General features: G+C 66.7%; 22 protein-coding genes and 1 tRNA gene. 6 read left to right on the top strand and 17 right to left on the bottom strand.

Annotated features, from left to right (window positions below):
• Positions 1-5 precede the first annotated feature (5 nt).
• The 3 genes from ON39_RS03120 to ON39_RS51350 form a co-directional block, all read right to left on the bottom strand.
• Positions 6-500, bottom strand: coding sequence for a hypothetical protein (locus tag ON39_RS03120; protein ID WP_146251092.1), 495 nt, complete (start codon positions 498-500; stop codon positions 6-8).
• Between the two features lie 112 nt (positions 501-612).
• Positions 613-888, bottom strand: a complete 276-nt coding sequence (locus tag ON39_RS03115; protein ID WP_246002860.1) for a hypothetical protein — start codon at positions 886-888, stop codon at positions 613-615.
• Entirely contained in the window at positions 885-1,097 is a 213-nt protein-coding gene (locus tag ON39_RS51350; RefSeq protein ID WP_040730613.1) for a helix-turn-helix domain-containing protein, read from the bottom strand. The genes ON39_RS03115 and ON39_RS51350 overlap by 4 nt, the downstream gene beginning before the upstream one ends.
• Positions 1,098-1,245: 148 nt before the next feature.
• Here ON39_RS51350 and ON39_RS03105 point away from each other — a divergent pair, with 148 nt between their 5' ends.
• Both ON39_RS03105 and ON39_RS46900 read left to right on the top strand, forming a co-directional pair.
• Positions 1,246-1,986, top strand: a complete 741-nt coding sequence (locus ON39_RS03105; protein ID WP_040730610.1) for a helix-turn-helix domain-containing protein — start codon at positions 1,246-1,248, stop codon at positions 1,984-1,986.
• Positions 1,987-1,990: 4 nt separating this feature from the next.
• Positions 1,991-2,461, top strand: a complete 471-nt coding sequence (locus ON39_RS46900) for an NUDIX hydrolase (protein WP_040730607.1) — start codon at positions 1,991-1,993, stop codon at positions 2,459-2,461.
• On the opposite strand, the gene ON39_RS46895 is transcribed toward ON39_RS46900, so the two are convergent.
• The 5 genes from ON39_RS46895 to ON39_RS03080 form a co-directional block, all read right to left on the bottom strand.
• Positions 2,454-2,990, bottom strand: a complete 537-nt coding sequence (locus tag ON39_RS46895) for an HD domain-containing protein (protein ID WP_083894217.1) — start codon at positions 2,988-2,990, stop codon at positions 2,454-2,456. The genes ON39_RS46900 and ON39_RS46895 overlap by 8 nt on opposite strands.
• An 82-nt stretch (positions 2,991-3,072) precedes the next feature.
• Positions 3,073-4,023, bottom strand: coding sequence for a tyrosine-type recombinase/integrase (locus tag ON39_RS03095; RefSeq protein ID WP_040730605.1), 951 nt, complete (start codon positions 4,021-4,023; stop codon positions 3,073-3,075).
• A gap of 94 nt (positions 4,024-4,117) precedes the next feature.
• A tRNA-Thr gene (locus tag ON39_RS03090) sits at positions 4,118-4,189 on the bottom strand.
• Positions 4,190-4,298: 109 nt separating this feature from the next.
• The gene (locus ON39_RS03085; protein WP_011207082.1) at positions 4,299-4,541 is read right to left on the bottom strand and encodes an MbtH family protein; all 243 of its coding nucleotides are present in this window, start codon (positions 4,539-4,541) and stop codon (positions 4,299-4,301) included.
• Between the two features lie 173 nt (positions 4,542-4,714).
• Complete coding sequence (locus tag ON39_RS03080; RefSeq protein WP_040730602.1) at positions 4,715-5,548, bottom strand: alpha/beta fold hydrolase; 834 nt, start codon at positions 5,546-5,548, stop codon at positions 4,715-4,717.
• Positions 5,549-5,712: 164 nt separating this feature from the next.
• Between ON39_RS03080 and ON39_RS49590 the strand changes: the two genes are divergently transcribed.
• From ON39_RS49590 to ON39_RS03065, 4 genes are all read left to right on the top strand, one after another.
• Entirely contained in the window at positions 5,713-5,883 is a 171-nt protein-coding gene (locus ON39_RS49590) for a hypothetical protein (RefSeq protein WP_169335855.1), read from the top strand.
• Between the two features lie 91 nt (positions 5,884-5,974).
• Positions 5,975-7,546, top strand: coding sequence for an alpha,alpha-trehalose-phosphate synthase (UDP-forming) (locus tag ON39_RS03075; protein WP_246002870.1), 1,572 nt, complete (start codon positions 5,975-5,977; stop codon positions 7,544-7,546).
• Between the two features lie 65 nt (positions 7,547-7,611).
• The gene (locus ON39_RS03070; protein ID WP_040730598.1) at positions 7,612-8,349 is read left to right on the top strand and encodes a response regulator transcription factor; all 738 of its coding nucleotides are present in this window, start codon (positions 7,612-7,614) and stop codon (positions 8,347-8,349) included.
• Positions 8,350-8,522: 173 nt separating this feature from the next.
• Positions 8,523-9,890, top strand: coding sequence for a sensor histidine kinase (locus ON39_RS03065; protein WP_051186261.1), 1,368 nt, complete (start codon positions 8,523-8,525; stop codon positions 9,888-9,890).
• Positions 9,891-9,913: 23 nt separating this feature from the next.
• On the opposite strand, the gene ON39_RS03060 is transcribed toward ON39_RS03065, so the two are convergent.
• From ON39_RS03060 to ON39_RS03020, 9 genes are all read right to left on the bottom strand, one after another.
• Entirely contained in the window at positions 9,914-10,399 is a 486-nt protein-coding gene (locus ON39_RS03060; RefSeq protein WP_040730596.1) for a h domain protein, read from the bottom strand.
• Complete coding sequence (locus ON39_RS46890) at positions 10,396-11,286, bottom strand: Rv1363c family protein (RefSeq protein WP_051186241.1); 891 nt, start codon at positions 11,284-11,286, stop codon at positions 10,396-10,398. The genes ON39_RS03060 and ON39_RS46890 overlap by 4 nt, the downstream gene beginning before the upstream one ends.
• Positions 11,283-12,710, bottom strand: coding sequence for an MCE family protein (locus ON39_RS03050; protein WP_040730594.1), 1,428 nt, complete (start codon positions 12,708-12,710; stop codon positions 11,283-11,285). The genes ON39_RS46890 and ON39_RS03050 overlap by 4 nt, the downstream gene beginning before the upstream one ends.
• Complete coding sequence (locus tag ON39_RS03045) at positions 12,707-13,951, bottom strand: MCE family protein (RefSeq protein WP_040730591.1); 1,245 nt, start codon at positions 13,949-13,951, stop codon at positions 12,707-12,709. The genes ON39_RS03050 and ON39_RS03045 overlap by 4 nt, the downstream gene beginning before the upstream one ends.
• Positions 13,948-15,204, bottom strand: a complete 1,257-nt coding sequence (locus tag ON39_RS03040) for an MCE family protein (protein WP_040730588.1) — start codon at positions 15,202-15,204, stop codon at positions 13,948-13,950. The genes ON39_RS03045 and ON39_RS03040 overlap by 4 nt, the downstream gene beginning before the upstream one ends.
• Entirely contained in the window at positions 15,201-16,268 is a 1,068-nt protein-coding gene (locus ON39_RS03035; protein WP_040730787.1) for an MCE family protein, read from the bottom strand. Before ON39_RS03035 ends, ON39_RS03040 begins: the two co-directional genes overlap by 4 nt.
• Positions 16,268-17,290: an MCE family protein gene (locus ON39_RS03030; RefSeq protein WP_040730585.1), complete on the bottom strand. Its 1,023-nt coding sequence runs from the start codon at positions 17,288-17,290 to the stop codon at positions 16,268-16,270. Before ON39_RS03030 ends, ON39_RS03035 begins: the two co-directional genes overlap by 1 nt.
• The gene (locus ON39_RS03025) at positions 17,287-18,483 is read right to left on the bottom strand and encodes an MCE family protein (RefSeq protein WP_040730582.1); all 1,197 of its coding nucleotides are present in this window, start codon (positions 18,481-18,483) and stop codon (positions 17,287-17,289) included. The genes ON39_RS03030 and ON39_RS03025 overlap by 4 nt, the downstream gene beginning before the upstream one ends.
• A gap of 6 nt (positions 18,484-18,489) precedes the next feature.
• Positions 18,490-19,276, bottom strand: a 787-nt coding sequence (locus ON39_RS03020) for an MlaE family ABC transporter permease (protein ID WP_040730786.1), incomplete at its 5' end; no start/stop codon positions are given.

The following is a 19,276-nucleotide window of genomic DNA, read 5'->3' as shown; positions in this document are numbered from 1 at the left end:
CGCGCTCACCGCGACCGCCCCCGATCAACCCGCGGCCGATCCGCCAACTCACGCGTGCGCGCCCGAGCGAACTCCGAGGACACCGGAACCGGCGCACCGCAACGGACCTGCGTGCAATCGCCGTTGCCGTGGAAACGAATCGATAGCGGGGAGTAGGCCGATTCAGGGTCGTCTACCTGGCGGGCAACCTGGTCGCGCTGCCGGCGCTCTCCGATACTGGAAGCGCTTTCCCGCGCCAAGCGCAAGAAGACGAGCGGGGCGTCCATGTAGGACTCGTGCACGTAGGACAGACGATTCGCTGTCGCCTTGATGTCGACCCTGTCGAAGCTGTTCGGGGACGGCTCCAACGCCTGGTAGCTGGTTTGCAACACGGCAGTCCGCTGACGCAGCAGCTCCTGCTCACGAATGATCGCGTCCAGCTCGTCCAGCAGAACCGCCGGATCGTGAACAGGCTCGTTCGCGCTCATCGCCGAACCCCCCACCGACGCGACGAACGCCACAACGCGATCGCACCCAGCAGCATCACCGTGAACCCGACCACCGCCGCGTGCGTCAACACCAGGTAGCCGATCGCCACCGCAGCCAGAGCCAAGCCAAATGTTCGGGCGCGCATCACAACTCACCGCCCTTGCGCCGGCCTTCACAACGCCGACGACGGCTCTGTGCTGACTTCAGTGCCATGCGCGTGTAGTGCGCCTTCCTGGCTTGCTCGACGCGGTAGGCGCGCTCGTCTGGGTTCAGGAGCCCATCCGGATCGACGAGCCGTTCGAACTTGCTCAGCATCACGTTGCGCGCCTTGGCGGTCCGCGCCGCACGATCAGAAGTGCGAGCCCACGACTCGTGAGCCGCAATCTTGGCCTGCAGCATCCGCTCGACAGGGGTGCTCATGCCGCACCGCCTGACTCGACTACATCAGTCGGCTGAATGAGGGCAAGAACTTCGCCTCGCTCCACCCGCAAAAGGTGACCGTTCACTCGGAACCCAGCGAGGTCGCCCGCGGCGATCCAGTTACGAATCGTTCTGGTGTCCACGTCGACCATTGCGGCGGCCGCTTTGAGACTGATCAGCTTGCGCGCCTCAGTAGAAGTCCGGTCCATCGCGACATTGCTCCCTTCGGAAGTGGAAATTTGTTGCTATTCGCCACTTTTCGCTGAATCAGCGCGCCGAAGCACCACATAGCTGGACGTGTGAAGACGTCTCGGGTACCGTGAAGAAGTCCCTAGAAGTCCCTAACTTGGAGACGGCATGGCGAATGAACGCCTTCGCAACGCGCTGCAGCAAGCCGGCCTCGATATCGCTGCCGTCGCAGTAGAAACCGGCGTCGAGCCCAAGACGGTGGAGCGCTGGATCACCAAGGCGCGAACGCCCTATCCCCGCCACCGCCATAAGGTCGCAGCGTTGGTCCAAGAGACGGAGAATTACCTATGGCCGGATGCGCTAGCGCCTGAGAAAAAGGCCGAGGTAGCCGAGTCTGAAGTTCTGAAGGTTTACCCTCACCGCAGTTCGATCCCCAGCGAATTGTGGAAGCGTTTGCTGTCGGCTACGTGCGAACGTCTGGATATCTTGGTGCTTGCTGGCCTATTCCTCGCCGAAGAACCTGATTTCACTCGCGTGGTGCGAAAGAAGACACGGGACGGCTTGAAAGTGCGGCTGCTCTTCGGGCGACCAGAGGCTCCCGAAGCAGGAAAACGGAGTGCCGAGGAAAGGCTCGCCGAGGGAACAGTGGCATCAAGGATCAGCAACGCGCTCGCTCTCATTGAGCCGCTCGGCGGCATTGACGGTGTCGAACTCCGGTATCACGACACGACGCTGTACAACTCAGTGTTCAGATTCGACAACGAGATGATCGTCAACATGCATGCCTACGGACTTCCAGGGGCGTACGCACCGGCTATGCACCTGCGCCAGCTTCCCGCTGGAGACCTTTTTGAGACGTACATGACGAGTTTCGAGCACGTCTGGCAAAACGCATCTATGGAAAGGTAAGGGAATGAGTCGAATCGACTATTTCGATGACCCGAATGCGCCGATTGCCAACAGCATTAAAGTCGCGGTCAGCGCGTTTGTGCGAGATTACACTGGCAATATCCTAATGATTCGCCGGACCGATAACAACAAGTACTCAATCCCTGGCGGTGGCCTCGATGTTGGCGAGACGGTTACCGATGCCGTCATCCGTGAAGTACTCGAAGAGACGGGCATTGCGGTTCAAATCACGAGTCTCGTCGGAATCTTCTCGAATCCGAAACATGTAATTGCATACGATGATGGTGAAGTTAGGCAAGAGTTTTCAATTTGCTTCCGCGCCGAACCGATTGGCGGGACGTTGGAGACCAGTTCAGAATCCAAAGAAGTGCTTTGGGTTTCCCCTCGCGACCTATCCGCACTCGATATTCATCCCTCAATAGCACTGCGGATCAAACGCGCGCTAGATCCGCAGGACGGTCCGTACTTCACGTGACGGCGTGACGCAAGGACTCCGTCCGGTCGACGGCCTCAAGTATTTCGGACGCGGCCTCTGCAATCGACTGAGTCACAACATGGTCAGGGCCGTACCGTTCGCGAACCTCTGCGAGACGATCCCTCGCGTCCACAGTCTTGCCTGTCGGCGCCGTTGTCATGTCGGCCCACCAGAGTGCATCTCGTAGCGCAGTGCGCTCGTCAGGCCACGGCAGCGACACCTCTCGGCGTCGCGCTTCAACATGCGCACACGAGTGATTCGCAACGAGAGCGCACAGCCGGTCCGGTGCGCCTTGTGTTCTAAGGAACTCAGCACCGTCGAGCGGATGGAAACCGGTTTCAACGACGTGTGGTGCATAGCCAATGTCATGGAGCCAGGCAGCCGCAACTAATAGAGTTGGGTCGTCGACTAGGCCGGCTATTCGCCTCGATTGCCGCGCTACGCCTTCGACATGCTTTAGCCGAGAAGGAAGCTCACGCAGATGCTTCCGCGCAAGCCGTTCGGCCCATGCGCTCAGGTCCTCATGCATGGTGGTCACCGTATCGCTTCGCTAGGTTGCTTCATCTACCCCACTCTGGGGATGCCGCGAAGCCACCGAATCAAACAACGACCTATTTGTTGCCAGACATGATGCGGTCGTAGGTGCGCCTCGCCCGTGCGTTCCGGGCGCTGGCACCGTACCGGGCGAGCATCTGCGGTGAGGTCCAGCCGTTGAGCTCCATCAGGTCACCTTCACCGCCACCGTTGTCGAGCCAGGTGTGCGAGAAGTGATGCCGGAACTTGTGCGGGTTGACGGCGACACCGCAGTCCTCCCCGCGGCGAACGATCATCTGATAGATGCCGTGGGCTGTCATCGGCGGCCGGTTGTTGACGCCCAGCCACAGCTTCGGGCTCTCCGCATGTGTGTGCTTGGACCGGAGGCGCACGTAGCGGTCGACGGCTCGTGCGGCCTCGAAACCGAACTTGCAGCGACGCTCCTTGCCGCCCTTGCCCCGTACGATCAGCTCGCGGCGGTCGAGGTCGATGTCGCTGCGGTCGGGTGCGTTCGGTACGTAGTTGATGTCAGCCATCTCGAACAGTCGGATGCCGGTCGCTTTGAACATTTCGACGATGGCTTGGTCCCGCCGGTCTACGAAGGTCTTGCCGCCACATGTGCGCGACAGAGCCGAAAGCTCGTCCTCAGTGAAGACCGGGACGACCGTTTCCTTGATCCTCGGCGGCTTCATCTTCGCCATCGGATTCGGCAAATCTTCCTCGTCCGCGTACCACTTGAAGAACTGCTGCAACGCCCGATACTGATTGTTCGCATAGCTGTCCGAGTAGCGATCGAGCAGCCAGACCATCCACGCCTTGAGATCGTCGGCGACGACTTCAGCCCAATCCACGCGGTCGGTCTCACTGCGCAGATGTTGGCCGGCGAACCACTGAACCGCCTCGACGTAGGTGTTGACGGTCTTCGGAGACTTACCTTCGGCGTTGAGGTGGAGTTTGAACGACCGAATCACGGGCTCGAACGGGCCCGCATCGAGGTTGCGCGGTTGCCGGTTCCGAGCGACGGTCATACCCACCAAACTAACAGTTTAGTGCTGTTCGAGCACTGTGCTCCGCCTAAATGAAATCCCTGACCTGATGTTTCAGCAGGTCAGGGACGGTTTGAGCCCCCTGTCAGGATTGAACTGACGACCTTTCGCTTACAAGGCGAGTGCTCTACCACTGAGCTAAGGAGGCGTGGGGTGACAAGCGGTTGTCATCATAGCCGGGCACGCCGACTGCGTGACACCGGCTTACGGCATCACGCAGTCGGGTTGTCCCAGCGCAGTATTCGGCTACCGCGGGATCAGGACTGGGCGCCCTGACGGGCCGCGTCGTCGGCGGCCATCGCGTCGCGCAGGCTCTTGGGACGCATGTCGGTCCAGTTCTTCTCGACGTACTCGACGCAGGCGGCCCGGCTGTCCTCGCCGAACACGACCCGCCATCCGGCCGGGACCTCCGCAAAGGCAGGCCACAGGGAATGCTGTTCTTCGTCGTTGACCAGGACGAAGAAGCGGCCGTCTTCATCATCGAAGGGGTTGGTGCTCAATTTCACCTCACTGGATACTGGCGCTGTGTACGGGAATCGCTCGTGGATCGCCCGGCGCTCGGCCCGACGAACCTAGGGTTCCACGGACTTGCGCGCCGTTGCGGTACCGAGCGTTGTTTCGACCCTAGCAAGGGAGACGTTACGCCTGGGCGGTTACCTCTGGCCGGGGAATCTCAGCTATCGAAGAAGTCGAGCAGAATCTTGTTCACCGCCTCGGGCCGCTCGAGGTAGCCGAAGTGGCCCGCGTCCGGCACCTCTTGGTAGCGCGCACCGGGGATGACCTCGGCAATCTCCCTGGACAGGTAGGGCGGGATCATCCGGTCGTCGGCGAAACCGACCGACAGGCACGGCACCGTGATCGCGCGGTAGGCCTGCACCCGGTCGAAGTCGTGGTCCATCCGGCGTTGCGCGCGAATACCGGGCGACACCGGGCCGCCGGTGAACTCGAACAGGTCGAGCCAGTCGCGGGCGGCGTTCGGGTCGGCCAGCGTGGCGGGCGACAAGTTCATCACCGCGGTCACCGCCGCCTCGTACTTCTCCGGCAGTCTCACCCCGCTGGCGTCGAGGTCGTGCTCGCCGAGCGAGAGCGTCTTCTGGAACTGGTCGAGGCGTCCGTGGCCGGCCATGAATACGGCCTTGCGCACCAGTTCGGGCCGGGCGAGCGCGAGTTCCTGCGCGACCCGGGCGCCCATCGAGGTGCCGACCACGAGCGCGGGCCCCTCATCTAGGAACTCGATCAGCGCGGCGGTATCGGCGACCAGCTGGTCGATGGTCATGCCGTCGGCGGCCTCGAAAGAGGGTGCGATGCCGCGATTGTCGAAGGTGCACACCCGGTACCCGGCCGCGACCAGCGCGGGCACCTGATGCAGCTCCCAGACGCGGCCGGGACTGCCGGTGCCCATGATCATGACCACAAGCGGCCCCGACCCCTTGACATCGGTACCCCGCGCACGGTCACCTTTGACCTGGTAGTTGAGGGAAATTCCGTTCACCGTGGCCAGCGGCATATCGACCCTTTCGTGGTTTGATGCTCCGCCCCAGGGTATAGAGCGGTATGAAGTCGGCGCACCGGCCGGGGGCTGGTCTGACGCGGGTGCCACCCGCGCCTGGCGACGCCAGATACCATTGACTATTCGCACGTACGAGCGTATTTAACCGGGAGGACTTGAAGATGGCCGCGAAGGGCAGCGCGAACGACATCGCGGACGACGATCTGGAACCACTCGCCGACGAGACCGCACGTCAGGCGCAGCGTGTCGTCGCGGCCTACGCCGAGGATGCCGACGAGTGCCGGATGCTGTTGTCGATGCTCGGCATCGGACCCGGTGCCCGAGGCGAATAAGAGCCACCCTTTCGACGCCAACGGCGACGTCGACTTACCGGATTTGCCCGGGGGACCCAGCGACGTGCAAAAGGATGCGTGAGTGGACCAGATGACTTCGTCCGACGACTCCGACCCCGCCCTAGACACCGCACACGACGACACCGCACCCGACGAGACGACCACGGCGAGCACCGGCCCGTCCGAATCCGGGTCGGGTTTCGTCGTCGTGGCCAACCGTCTCCCGGTCGACCTGGAACGGTTGCCCGACGGCACCACCCGGTGGAAACGCAGTCCAGGCGGCCTGGTCACCGCGCTGGAGCCGGTGCTGCGCAACAACAAGGGTGCGTGGGTCGGCTGGGCGGGGGTGCCCGACGCGGACGTCGATCCGATCATCGAGGACGGCCTCGAACTGCATCCGGTGCCGCTGTCGGCGCAGGAGGTGGCCGACTACTACGAGGGCTTCTCCAACGGCACGCTGTGGCCGCTGTATCACGACGTGATCGTGCGCCCGGTCTACGACCGCAAGTGGTGGGCCGCCTACGTCACGGTGAACCGGCGCTTCGCCGAGGCGACCGCGAAGGTGGCCGCCGAGGGCGCCACCGTGTGGGTGCAGGACTACCAGCTGCAACTGGTGCCGAAGATGCTGCGGATGCTGCGACCCGATCTGACCATCGGCTTCTTCCTGCACATCCCGTTCCCGCCGGTCGAGCTGTTCATGCAGATGCCGTGGCGCACGGAGATCGTGGAGGGTCTGCTTGGCGCGGACCTGATCGGTTTCCACCTGCCCGGCGGCGCGCAGAACTTCCTGTACCTGGCCCGCAGGCTGGCCGGGCAGCCGACCTCGCGCGGCACCGTCGGCGTCCGGTCCAAGCTGGGCGTCGTGCAGGTCGGTTTCCGCACGGTCCGGGTCGGCGCGTTCCCGATCTCGATCTCCTCGGCCGAGCTCGACGAGCACTCGCGGCGTCGCTCGATCCGCGAGCGGGCCGCGAAAATCCGTGCGGAACTGGGCAATCCGAAGAACATCCTGCTCGGCGTCGACCGCCTCGACTACACCAAGGGCATCGACATCCGGCTCAACGCGCTCGAAGAGCTGCTGCTGGAGAAGCGGATCGACCCGGCCGAGACCGTGATGGTCCAGCTGGCCACGCCGAGCCGCGAGCGGGTGGAGAGCTACATCCAGATGCGCGGCGACATCGAGCGCCAGGTCGGCCGGATCAACGGCGAGTTCGCCAGGGTCGGCTACCCGGTAGTGCACTATCTGCACCGGCCCATCCCGCGCGACGAACTGGTCGCGTTCTTCGTCGCCGCCGACGTGATGCTGGTGACTCCGCTGCGTGACGGCATGAACCTGGTAGCCAAGGAGTACGTCGCCTGCCACAGCGGCCTCAACGGCGCCCTGGTGCTCAGCGAATTCACCGGCGCCGCAGCCGAATTGCGCCAGTCCTACCTGTGCAACCCGCACGACCTGGACAGCGTCAAGGACGCCATCGTCTCGGCCGTCGAGGACGACCGCGACACCAAGCGCCGCCGCATGCGTTCGCTGCGCCGCCAGGTCCTCGCGCACGACGTGGACCGGTGGGCCCGCGCGTTCCTCGAGGCGCTGGCGCAGGGACAGGTCGCGGGCAGCGCGCTGCTGACCGATGACGACACGTACCCGGAGGAGAGCGACCCGTCCAGGTAAGCCCTCACAGGAATCACCCAGGGTTGGTCCAGGAAGTTCGCAGCTGGATAACGGACCATGAACCCATGAGTGGTGCGCCTGCGGAGCAGGCACCCGAGGCGCGGGTGCTGGTGGTCGACGACGAGCCGATGATCGTCGAGTTGCTCGCGGTGAGCCTGCGCTATCAGGGCTTCGCGGTCGATACGGCCGCCGACGGGGCGCAGGCGCTGGACAAGGCGCGCACCTTCCGGCCGCAGGCGCTGATCGTCGATGTGATGATGCCGGGCATGGACGGCTTCGGTCTGCTGCGGCGGTTACGCGCCGACGGCATCGACGCCCCGGTCCTGTTCCTGACCGCGCGTGACGAAGTCCAGGACAAGATCACCGGACTCACCCTCGGCGCCGACGACTACGTCACCAAGCCGTTCAGCCTGGAGGAGGTGGTGGCCCGCCTGCGAGTGATCCTGCGCCGCGCCGGACACGCCGCGCCGCAGCGGGAGAGTTCGCGCCTGCGCTTCGAGGACATCGAACTCGACGACGACACCCACGAGGTGTGGAAGGCGGGCGAGCCGGTCGCGCTCTCCCCCACCGAGTTCACCCTGCTGCGCTACTTCATGGTCAACGCGGGCACGGTGCTGAGCAAGCCGCGCATCCTGGATCACGTGTGGCGCTACGACTTCGGCGGCGAGGTCGGCGTGGTGGAGACCTACGTGTCGTATCTGCGCAAGAAGGTCGACACCGGTGACGAGCGGCTCATCCACACCCTGCGCGGGGTGGGATACGTGATGCGCGCGCCGAGTCGCAGCCGCTCGGGCGGGAAATGACGCAAGGGGTGCCGGAGCGTCGAGAAGACCCGAAGCCGCACGAAGCGAGCCGTCGCGAAAACACGCGGCCCCACAAGGCAACTCGCGAAGGCACGAGATCGCAGAGTCGGCTCGCGGCGCTGCGCTCCAAAACTTCCGCCCTGCTCTCCGCGATCCCCCTCCGGGTGACGCTCATGCTGATCCTGGTCGCCACCGCCGGCCTCGGCCTGCTGATCTCCGGCATGGTGGTCACCTCGGCCCTGGAACGCTCACTGCTCGACCGCACCGATCAGCAGCTGCGCAACGGCGCGATCGAGTGGTCGCGCCGCCGGGTGCCTCCGCCGCCGAGCCTGCCCGGCGATCCCCGCCACACCAGCCAGTTCTACGTCCGGTCGGTGGAGGACGACGGTCGGGTCTACTTCATCAAGGCCTTCGGCCTCGACGCGGAACCGGCCCTGCCGGACTCTCCTCAGGTGGGGCCGATGACCGTGGGCTCCCTCGGCGGCGGGCCGACCGAGTGGCGGACGCTGACCGTCCGACTTCCGGACGGCACCACCACGGTGGCGCTGCCGCTGAACCAGAACCACGACATCGTGCAGCGCCTCGTCATGCTGGAACTGGTCGTCGGACTGATCGTGCTGACCGCGCTGGCGATCGCCGCGTACTTCGTGATCCGGCGCAGCCTGCGCCCGCTGCGGCGGGTGGAGAACATCGCCGCCGCCATCGCGCGCGGGGACCTGTATCGGCGAGTTCCCGTGCGCGGCAACAACACCGAGGTCGACCGGCTGTCCCGCTCGCTCAACGGCATGCTCGCCCAGATCCAGCAGGCGTTCGCCAAGACCGAGGCGTCCGAGGCCGCCGCCAAGCGCTCGGAGGCGAAGATGCGCCAGTTCGTCGCCGACGCCAGCCACGAGCTGCGCACCCCGCTCACCACCATCCGCGGCTTCGCCGAACTCTATCGTCAGGGCGCGACCGCCGATCCCGACCTGTTCATGGACCGCATCGAACGCGAGTCGCAGCGCATGGGCATTCTGGTCGAGGACCTGCTCATGCTGGCGCGGCTGGACGCGCAGCGCCCGCTGGAGCGGCGCCAGGTCGACCTGCTCGCCGTGGCCAGCGACGCCGTGCACAACGCGCGGGCGATGGCCGCCGCCGCGGATCCGGACGGGGCGCGGCGCCGCATCGAGCTCGAGATCGAGCCCGGCGAGGGCACTTTGGAGATTCTCGGCGACGAAACCCGGCTCCGTCAGGTGCTGGCCAACCTGCTCAACAACGCGCTCACGCACACCCCGCCGGACGCCGCGGTGGCGGTGCGCCTCACCCCGACCGAGGACGAGGTCCTGCTGGAGGTCGCCGACACCGGGCCCGGCCTACCCGCCGACGAGGCCGAGCGCGTCTTCGAGCGCTTCTACCGCACCGACAGTTCCCGCGCCCGCACCAGCGGCGGCACCGGCCTCGGCCTGTCCATCGTGCAGGCGCTGGTCACCGCGCACGGCGGCACGGTGAGCGTGCGCAGTACCGAGGGCGTCGGCACCACCTTCACCGTCCGGCTACCCCGATAACCTTTGCCGCACAACGACTTCGGTCAGACCGGCGTGACCTGGTCGACCAGCCAGCGATCGCCGTCCTTCTCCACCGAGGCGCGAACCCGGCTGCCGGTGGTCGTGCCCTGCGGCGAATCCTTGCTGGTGGTCACCTGATTCAGGAACAGCAGCACCTCGACGTGGGACTTGTCGGCGGAGACCACGCCGGCCGCCTGAGTGGTCGCCTTGACCGACAGCTGCTTGTCCTTCGCGCCCGGGGCAATGGCCTGGGTGATCAACTTCAGGTAGTCGTCGCGGAACTTCGGCGAGAGATTGTCGGCCGCCTTGGGCAGTTCCCGGTCGACCGTCTGATAGTCGTAGGTGAACATGGCCGTAACCGTGCGGTCGGCGGCGGTCAGCGCGTCTTTGCGCGCCTGCTCGGCCTGCTGGTCATTCCAGATCCGTAAGCCGTTCACGCCCAGCGTGATCAGCGCCGCGAGGGCGACGACACTCAGCGCCGCCAGGAAGATCTTGCCGCGCGTCGTCATGCCACGAACTCCACTTTGGATACGGTCAGGCCGGAGTCGCCCTCGCTCACGGTCACCCGGAAGCGGTAGAACCGCGTCTGCGGCCCCTCCTGCCCGGCGTTGGTCAGCGTCTGCTTGGCCGCCACCAGCACCTTCGCGGAGTTGTCGTCGTCGCTCTCCACCGCGGCCTCCACGATCTCGCCGTTGGAGACGACCTTGGCCTGCTGCACGATGTTCATGAAGGGGTCGACCCGGCCGTCGAACTCGTTCTTGAACTGGCCGGAGGCCAGCTCGAGGATCCGGTCGATGTCTTCCTTGGCGGAGTCGGCGCGGATGGTGGTCAGGTTCAGGATGGCCTGACGGGCGGTCTGCACGTACTCGGCGCGGCGCGCGTCGCGGGTGTCGATCGAGTGGGCCTGCACCACGGTGGCCAGCGCGCCGGCGACCAGCAGGGCGACCACCAGGACCGCGGCTGCGGCCAGGGTGGTCATGCGCCTGGAACCGCTGCGCGTCTTCGGCTTGTCATCGCCCGACACGTCGGTGGAGGACTTGCCGAGCTCGACGGGTTCGCCGTCCACGCGATCGGCTACCTCGGCACCGGCGGTGTCCACTACGTCGACACCTGCGGTGTCACGGGCATCCTGCTCGGCCTGAGCGGTATCCGACTCGATGACAGCAGCGTCCGTCGGCGCGTCCGCGGCGGCCGGATGGCTGTGCACATCGGCCGCGGGGCCTGCGCTTCCACTCGATGCGGCCGCCGGCTTGCCTGGCTCGGCGGCGGGCGCCTTCCCCGCGTCCGCGGCCGGAACCGAAGTCACCGCCGAGCTCGCCGTCTCCTCGACCGGCGGACCGACCGAGCGCACCGCACGCCGCCGCGTGCGTCGCTGATCTGCGTTGTCATCACTCATCGTTGCTGCTCCTCGAGCATCGCCTGCCAGCTCGACGGTACCGTGCCCGAACCGCCCGGTCCGATATCGCCCTGTCGGTAGGTGCGGCCGTCCGGGCCGATGTACTGGCCGGTGGACGGATCATAGGATCTCGCGGCAGCGGGCGTGCCGGTGCCGTACGCGGCGGGTGCCACCTGTGTCGCCGCAGGCGCGGCGGGCGCGGACGCGGGCGCCACCGGTCGCGGCGGGCCGAACGCGGGGTTGTCGCCCTCCGGGACGTACCCGGTCCGGCAGAGCTCGGGGGTCGGCGCACGCACGCCGGGGAACTCGGCGCACGGCGTGTTGCGGATGCCGCGCACCTCGACGGGCGAGTCCTGCGGCACCTTGCAGTACAGGCCGGGCGGCGAGGTCACCGAGTCCAGTTCGCTCGGCGAGCGCCGCTCGTTGGGCGGCAGGAACCCGGTCGTACAGGCGGGCGGGTCGTTCAACACCACCATGAAGTCGACCATGGCGCCGTACTCGGCGGGGCCGCGGATGATCGTCTTCAGCGCCGCGATTAGCGGCGGGAAAACCACCAGAAGTTGTTCCAGCCCAGCGTGGTACGTAACGCCGACCTGTCCGACGCTGACCAGATTCGCCAGCAGCAGCGGCAGCGTCGGCCGCAGGGATTCGAACTGCGCGCTGACCCGCTGCATCGCGGAAGGCCCGTCGCGCAGCACGTTACGCAGCGACGGATTGTGCCCGCGCAGCTGATCGGTCACCGTGGCCAGGTCCTTGGTCCACGAACGAATAGCCGCGTCGGACTGCGTCTGGGTGTCCAGCAGCGGCCCGATCTGGTCGAGCAGCTTCTTGGTCGGTTCCGCGCTGTTCTGCGCCTCCTGCACCAGCAGGGACGCGGAGTCGATGAACCGCTGCAGATCCGGGCCTGCGCCGTTGAACGCCTGGAACGCCTCGTCGATCACCTGCCGCAGCCGGGTGTCGGCGACGCTGGACAACAGCCGATCGGATTGATCGAGCAGCGCGCCGACATCCTGCGGAAGCTTGGTGCGCCCCACAGGAATCACCGCGCCGTCGGACAGATTTCCGCCAGCCGGATGATCAGCGGGGATCAAATCGACGTACTGCTCACCCACCGCCGAGACGCTGCGCACCCACGCGTGCACATCCGAGGGCACCTTGTAGTCGCTGTCGATGGACAGCTCGGCCTCGACCCCACTGGCGGTGAGCCGAACATCGCGCACCACACCGATATTCGTACCCCGGTAGGCGACGTTGGCGGTCGGGTACAGCCCGCCGGTCGCCTCGAGCTGCACCGTGACGTCGTAGCGGCCGATGCCGAGCATCGCGGGCACCTTCACATACACCCCGCCCATCACCACCAGGCCGATCACCGTCAGCACGGCGAAGATCGACAGCTGGATGCGGACGAATCGAGTGAGCATCATCGGCCCGGACCCCCTTGTGGCGCAGTGTTTCCGGGCAACGGCACGGTCAGCCCGGGAATGGCGGGCAGGCCGGGAATCGGCGGCAGGCCGGGGATGGCCGGCGCGGGCTGCGTACCTGCGGCAGGCCCCGGTTGCAGCGGTCCGGTCGCCGGGTTGCCGCTCTGGGTCGCGGTGTCGGGCGCGAAACTGCCGACCACGCCCTCGACGCCGCCGAACCGGCCGCCGAGCGGAGTGCCGGTGAGCCAGTTGCTGTCCAGGCGCTTCCCGGTCAGGTCGACCGTGATGAAGAGATTCAGGTAGTCGCCCATGATCGCTTTGTCGAGGTTCTTCATCGGGAACGGGAAGGTCGGCACGATCTTCATCGCCTCGATGAGGTTGCTCCCCGTGTCGGCCAGCGTCTGCAGCACCGGCGCGAGGCTGCGCAGGTTCGCCTTCAAATTGTCGCCGCTGCTGGCGATGAGCCGATCCGTGACGTCGCTGAGGTCACCGAGCGCGTTGATCGTCGCGGTGATGTTCTTCGTGCGGTCGGCGAGCACGGTGAGCGCGGGGTGGATCCGCTCGATGGCCGCCGCGACCACGTCGCGCTGGTTCGCGAACTGGCCGCCGAGCCGGTCGAGCCCGCTCATCGCCGCGATGATGTCGTCGCGCTGACGGTCCAGGTTGGTGGTCAGCTCGTTGAGCTGCGGCAGCAGGTCGCGGATGTCGTTCTCCCGCCCGGTGAGCGCCGAGTTCAATTCCCGCGTAATGGTTTCCAGCTGGGAGATGCCGCCGCCGTTGAGCACCACCGACAGCGAGGACAGCACCTGCTCCGTCGTCGGATAGGCCCCGGCCCGTTCGAGCGGGATCAGATCCCCGCCCTTCAACTGCCCCTGCGGCGCGATGTCGCTCGGCGCGGCCAGCTCGATGTGATTGCTGCCGAGCAGACTGGTCTGCCCGATCTTGGCGACGGCGTTGGCGGGCAGCCGCACACTCGGATTGAGCGTCACGGTGACCAGCGCGTGCCAGCCCTCCACCTCGATGTCCGACACCGAGCCGACGGTGACGTCGTCGACGCGGACCGGCGAATTCCTGGTCAGCGTGGTCACATTCGGCATCTGGATGCGCACCTGGTAGGCACCGTCCATGGTGCCCTCGGTGCCCGGCATGGGCAGCGAGTTCAGCCCGTCCCACTCACAGCCCGAAATCCCTAGTGCCACCGCGAGTCCCAGCACCAGCACGGCCATCCTGCGAGGGCGCTTCATCGTCCTCCTCCTGGGATAGCCAGCCCGGCAACGCCGTTCGGCACGGTGATCGGCGGCGGGCCCGGCGCGGGCGCCCGGTCGGCCAGGCTCGGCGGGCTGTACTCGATCTGGTTCGGGAACGCGTGCACGCCGGTGGCGGGGTTCAGCATGATCGGCGCGTAATTCATGGCGAGCGAACTGATCACGGGCGCGAGGTACTGCGCGCACAGGTCGGCGGAGCGATCCGAGTCGTTGGTCTCGAGCGCCCGCACCGAGCCGCACAGGAAGCTGAGCGGGTCGGCGGTGTTGTTGAGCGAGACCGCGCCGGAGAGCGTGCCCTGGGCGGGCTTGTAGATCTGGTAGAAGTTCACCAGCGCCGTCGGGCCGGAGTGCAACACGCGCTCCAGTTCGGGGCGCTTGTCCACGAGCTGCTGGGTGACCGCGGCCAGCCGCTGCACGCCCTCGGTGAGTTCGGCGCCGCTGCCGTCGAGGAAGCGCTTCACGTCGCCGAGCGCGGTATCCAGATTGTCCAGTCCCGCACCGAGTTCCGCAGACGTGCCGGCCAGCACCGAGGACACCGACGCGAGCCGGCCGCCGAACTGCACGATCTGCTCGTTGCTCGCCGAGAGCACCTTGACGAACTTCTGCAGATTGCGCACCGTGCCGAAGAGGTCGGTTCGGCCGTCGGACAGCGTGTTCAGCGTGGCGGACAGCTCGCGCAACGTGTCGCGCAGCTTCTGCCCGTTGCCGTCCATATTGTCGGCGGCGGTGTTCACGAAACGACCGAACGAGCCCTGGGTGTCGTCCCCCACCGGCCCCAAAGTCGTTGCCAGCTTGGACAGTTCGGCCTTGATGTCGTCCCACTCCACCGGCACGGCCGTGCGCTCCAGCGGAATCTCCGCCCCGTCGCGCATTTTCGGGCCGCTGACGTAGGCGGGCGCGAGCTGGATGAACCGCGCCGAGACCAGCGACGGCGAGATGATCACCGCGCGCGCGTCGGCCGGGAGGTCGATGCCGCGGTCGATGGTCATCTCGACCTTCACCCGCTCCTTGCCCGGCTCGATCGAGTCGATGCGCCCGACGTGCACGCCGAGCACCCGGACCTCGTCGCCCTGGTACAGACCGGAGGTCGACGGGAAATAGGCCGTGATCGTGGTCTTCCCGATCTTGGTCACGCCGCTGTACACCCCGGCCAGTACGAACGCGGCGACCAGCACTCCGGCTACCGCCAGCGCCCAGCGCGGCAGTTTGCGGGCTCTGTCCAGCATGTTCATCGCGGTGGCTCCTGGAGTGCGGGCCCGATCGACGGCGGTGCCGGGTTGGTGAAGATATTGCGCAGGTCCTCGGGCAGGTGCTCCGGCCACACCAGCGCGTCGACCAGCGGCTGGAGCTCGGTGCTCGTCGCGTTGACGACATAGGCGTTGAACCACGGCCCGTTGCCGACCTGCTCACCGAGCGCTGCGGCGTAGGGCCCGAGGCCGTCGAGCGCGTCGTCGAGGTTCTTCTTGTTGCGCTGCAACAGGCCGAGCACCGAATTCAGCTTGTCCAGCGCGGGTTTCAGCAGCGGCTCGTTGTCGGCGACCAGCCCGGAGAGCTGCTTGGCCACCTCGTTCACGTACACGACCAGCTGCCCGATGGCGGCGCGGCGCCGGTCCAGCTCGCCGAGCAGGTCGTTGCCGTCCAGCAGCAGCGCGTTGATCTGGTTGCTGCGGTCGGCCAGGATCTTGGTGACGTTCTGCGCCCGGCCGAGCAGGTCGGACAGGGCCTGGTCGCGCGCGTTGATGCTGCGCGACAACGCCGTCACGCCGTCCAGCGCCGCGCGCAGCGGAGCCGGGGTGTCGGCGAAGGTGGCCGAGAGCGTGTCGAGGGTCTTGTCGACCTGCTCCATGTCGAGGCCCTGCACCGTGCGCCCGAGGTCGCCGAGCGCGTCGTTGAGCGAGTACGGAGAGGTGGTGCGGTCCAACGGAATCGTGTCGGTCCGCCGCAGCGCGCCGGGGCCGGTCGGGGTCAGCTCCAGCGACTTGCGGCCCAGCACGGTATTGGTCTTGATCGCCGCGGAGGTCTTCTGGCCCAGCACGATCGACTCGTCGAGGGTGAACCGGACGAGCACCCTGGCGCCGTCCAGATGGACGTCGTCCACCCGCCCGGACCGCACGCCGGCCACCTGGACCGGATCGCCGGGCACCAGCCCGCCCGCGTCGGCGAAGTACGCGGTGTAGCTCGCGCCGCCCCGGATGAAGGGCAACCGGTCGAACTGCAAGGCCGACATGGCGACACACACCGCGACAACCAGGCCGACGATGCCTATGGTGACGGCCCGTGATCGCTGCTCGTTCATCAGGGCGTACACCTTCCGGTCGTCTGCTTACCCGGCAGGTTCACTTGCAGCGGTTGCCCGTTCGGGCCGTCGACGACCAGATTGGTCCCGCAGATGTAGAGCTGCAGGAACGAGCCGTACGCGCCGATGCGGATCAGCTTCTTGTAGGTCTCGGGCAGCTTGTCGAACACCCACTGCAGGGTGTCCGAGCCGTCGTCGAGGTTGGTGGCGAGCCGGCCCGTCTGCTCGATGGTGGAGCGCAGGTCCGGCCGAGCCTGCTGCAACAGCCCGGTGAGGTCGCGGGTGGCGCCCGCGATGCGCGGCAACGCGTCGCCGATCGGATCGCGGTCGGCGGCCAAACCGCTGATGAGCCGCTGCAATTCGTCGAGCGTGGTGGCGAACTGGTCGCCGCGCTGATCGATGGTCTGCAACACCGTGTTCAGGTTGTTGATCACGCTGCCGATCAGCTCGTCGCGGTCGGCCAGCGTCTTCGCGAACGAGCCGCCGCTGTTCAGCAGGGAGACCAGGGTGCCGCCCTGGCCCTGGAAGATCTGCAGCAGCGCGTTGGTCAGGTCGTTCACCTGCGCCGGGTCCAGGCCGCGCAGCAGCGGGCGGAACCCGCCGAGCAGCATGTCCAGGTCGAGCGCGGGCGCCGTCTTGTCCTTGCCGATGGTGCCGCCGTCGCGCAGCACCTCGTTCGTTCCCGGACCCTCCAGCAGCTCCAAATACCGGTCACCGACCAGGTTTTCGTAGCGGATGGTGGCGCGGGTGCTGGTGAGCAGCCGGTACTTGCGATCGACGTCGAACTCGACGTGCGCGAGATGATCCTTGCCGACCTTCACCGAGGTGACCGAGCCGACCGGCACGCCGGCGATGCGCACCTTGGAGCCGGGCAGCATGCCCGACGAGCTGGTGAACACGGCGTGGTAGCCGTACTCCCTGGCGAAGCGCATCTGGCTGAACACGATCACCAGCCCGGCGAACACCAGCGACATCACCAGCGTGAAGACGAGCAGCTTGACGGTCGTGGCGGTGTTCCTCACAGCGCGCCCACCCCCGGCAGCCCGGCGAACAGCAGCTGGAACACCTTCGGTGCCTCATTGGGCCTGGTGAAACCCGTGTTCGGCACGTAAGGAGCTCCCTCGTTCGTGTCGGTGACGACGTAGTTCGCGTGGCTGCCGGGCACCCGATCCAGCACGCCCTCGCAGCGCGGCCCGCCGGTCGCGTTCACCTTCGGCAGGTCGTCCGGGTACTTGTACGGCTGCGCGCCGAACATGAAGTTGGTGTTCATGCCGATGCCGGGCAGCTTGCCGCCGAACACGTCCTCGGCCAGCGGGAGCATCGGGCCGAGGCCGTTGATGATGCAGCTGAGCGCCGGGGCGTACTCGAACAGCAGGCTCGTGGTCGGCCGCAGCAGATCCAGCGCGGTGCTGAAGTTGCCCTCGTTCTCGCGCAGCACCGACCCCGTGGTGTCGGCCAGGCCGGTCAGGTTGGCGAGCATGTCGTCGAGGCTCTGCCGCTCCTCGGACAGCGTCTGGCTGGTGACGGTGGCGTTGCCGACGGTGCGCAACAGGTCGGGAGCGGTGTCGGCGTACAGGTCGGTGACCTCGCCGGTGCGGGCCAGATCCTGTTGCAGGGTGGGCAGATACGGGTTGATGTCGCGCAGGTAGGCGTCGCTGCGGGCGAGCAGGTCGCCCAGCTTCTCGCCGCGGCCCTGCAGCGCCGTGCCGAGCGCGGACAGCGTCGCGTTCAGCTTCTCCGGCTCCACCTTGGCCAGCACGTCGGACAGGTGCTGGAACAGCGTGTTGAACTCGACGGTCACGTGCTGGGCGGTCACCCGCGCGCCGGGCCGCAGCGAGTCCGACGAAGGTTGTTGCGGCACGGTGAAGTTCACGTACTTCGCGCCGAACACGGTGGTGGAGCGGATGTCCACGCCCGCGTTGGCCGGGACCAGCTTCAGCTGGTCGGGATTCAGCGCCAGCTTCAGGCTCGCGCCCTCTGCGGTCTGGTCGATCGCGACCACCCGGCCGATCTCCACCCCGCGCACCTTCACCTTGGCGTCGGGATCGAGCACGAGCCCGCTGCGCGGCGCGTCGACCGTCACGGTGGCCGTCGAGGTGAACCCGCCGACGAACATCACCATCGCGACGGCGACGATCGCGACCAGCGCGAGCACCATCGCGGCACCGGCCAGCTTGTATCCCACTGCAGCGCGCACTTGCTTCGAATCCGCCATCTCGCTCTACCCGGAAAGATGAAAATTGCCGGAGGTGCCGTAGATGGCCAGCGAGATCAGCAGGGTCACCGTGACCACCGCGACCAGCGAGGCCCGCACCGCGTTGCCGACCGCGACGCCGACCCCGACTGGTCCGCCCGCGGCATGAAAGCCGTAATAGGTGTGGATCAGCATGACCGCCAGGGCCATGAAGATCGCCTGGGCGAACGACCACAGGATGTCGCTCGGGATCAGGAAGGTGGAGAAGTAGTGGTCGTACACGCCCGCCGACTGCCCGTAGATGACGACCGTGGCGAACCGGCTGGCCAGGAAGGACGCGATCACCGCGAGGGCGTACAGCGGCACGATCGCGATCATGCCGGCCAGCACCCTGGTGCCGACCAGATACGGCACCGGCCGGATCGCCATCGACTCCAGCGCGTCGATCTCCTCGGCCACCCGCATGGCGCCGAGCTGCGCGGTCGAGCCGGCCCCGATGGTGGCGGCCAGCCCGATGCCGGAGATCACCGGCGCCGCGATGCGGACATTGATGAACGCCGCGAAGAATCCGGTGAGCGCCTCGACGCCGATATTGCCCAGCGAGCTGTAACCCTGCACCGCGATGGTGCCGCCCGCGAACAAGGTGAGGAAGCCGACGATCACCACGGTGCCGCCGATCACCGCCAAAGCGCCGCTGCCCATGCTGATTTCGGCGATCAGCCGAATGGTCTCGGTGCGATAGTGCGTCAGCGCACGCGGAACGGCCCCCAGGGCCTGTGCATAGAACACAGCGTGTTTACCGACAGAATCGAGC

It is taken from the genome of Nocardia tenerifensis NBRC 101015 (assembly GCF_000308715.1).
Lineage (GTDB): Bacteria > Actinomycetota > Actinomycetes > Mycobacteriales > Mycobacteriaceae > Nocardia > Nocardia tenerifensis.
This window is presented reverse-complemented; position numbering and strand designations above follow the sequence as displayed.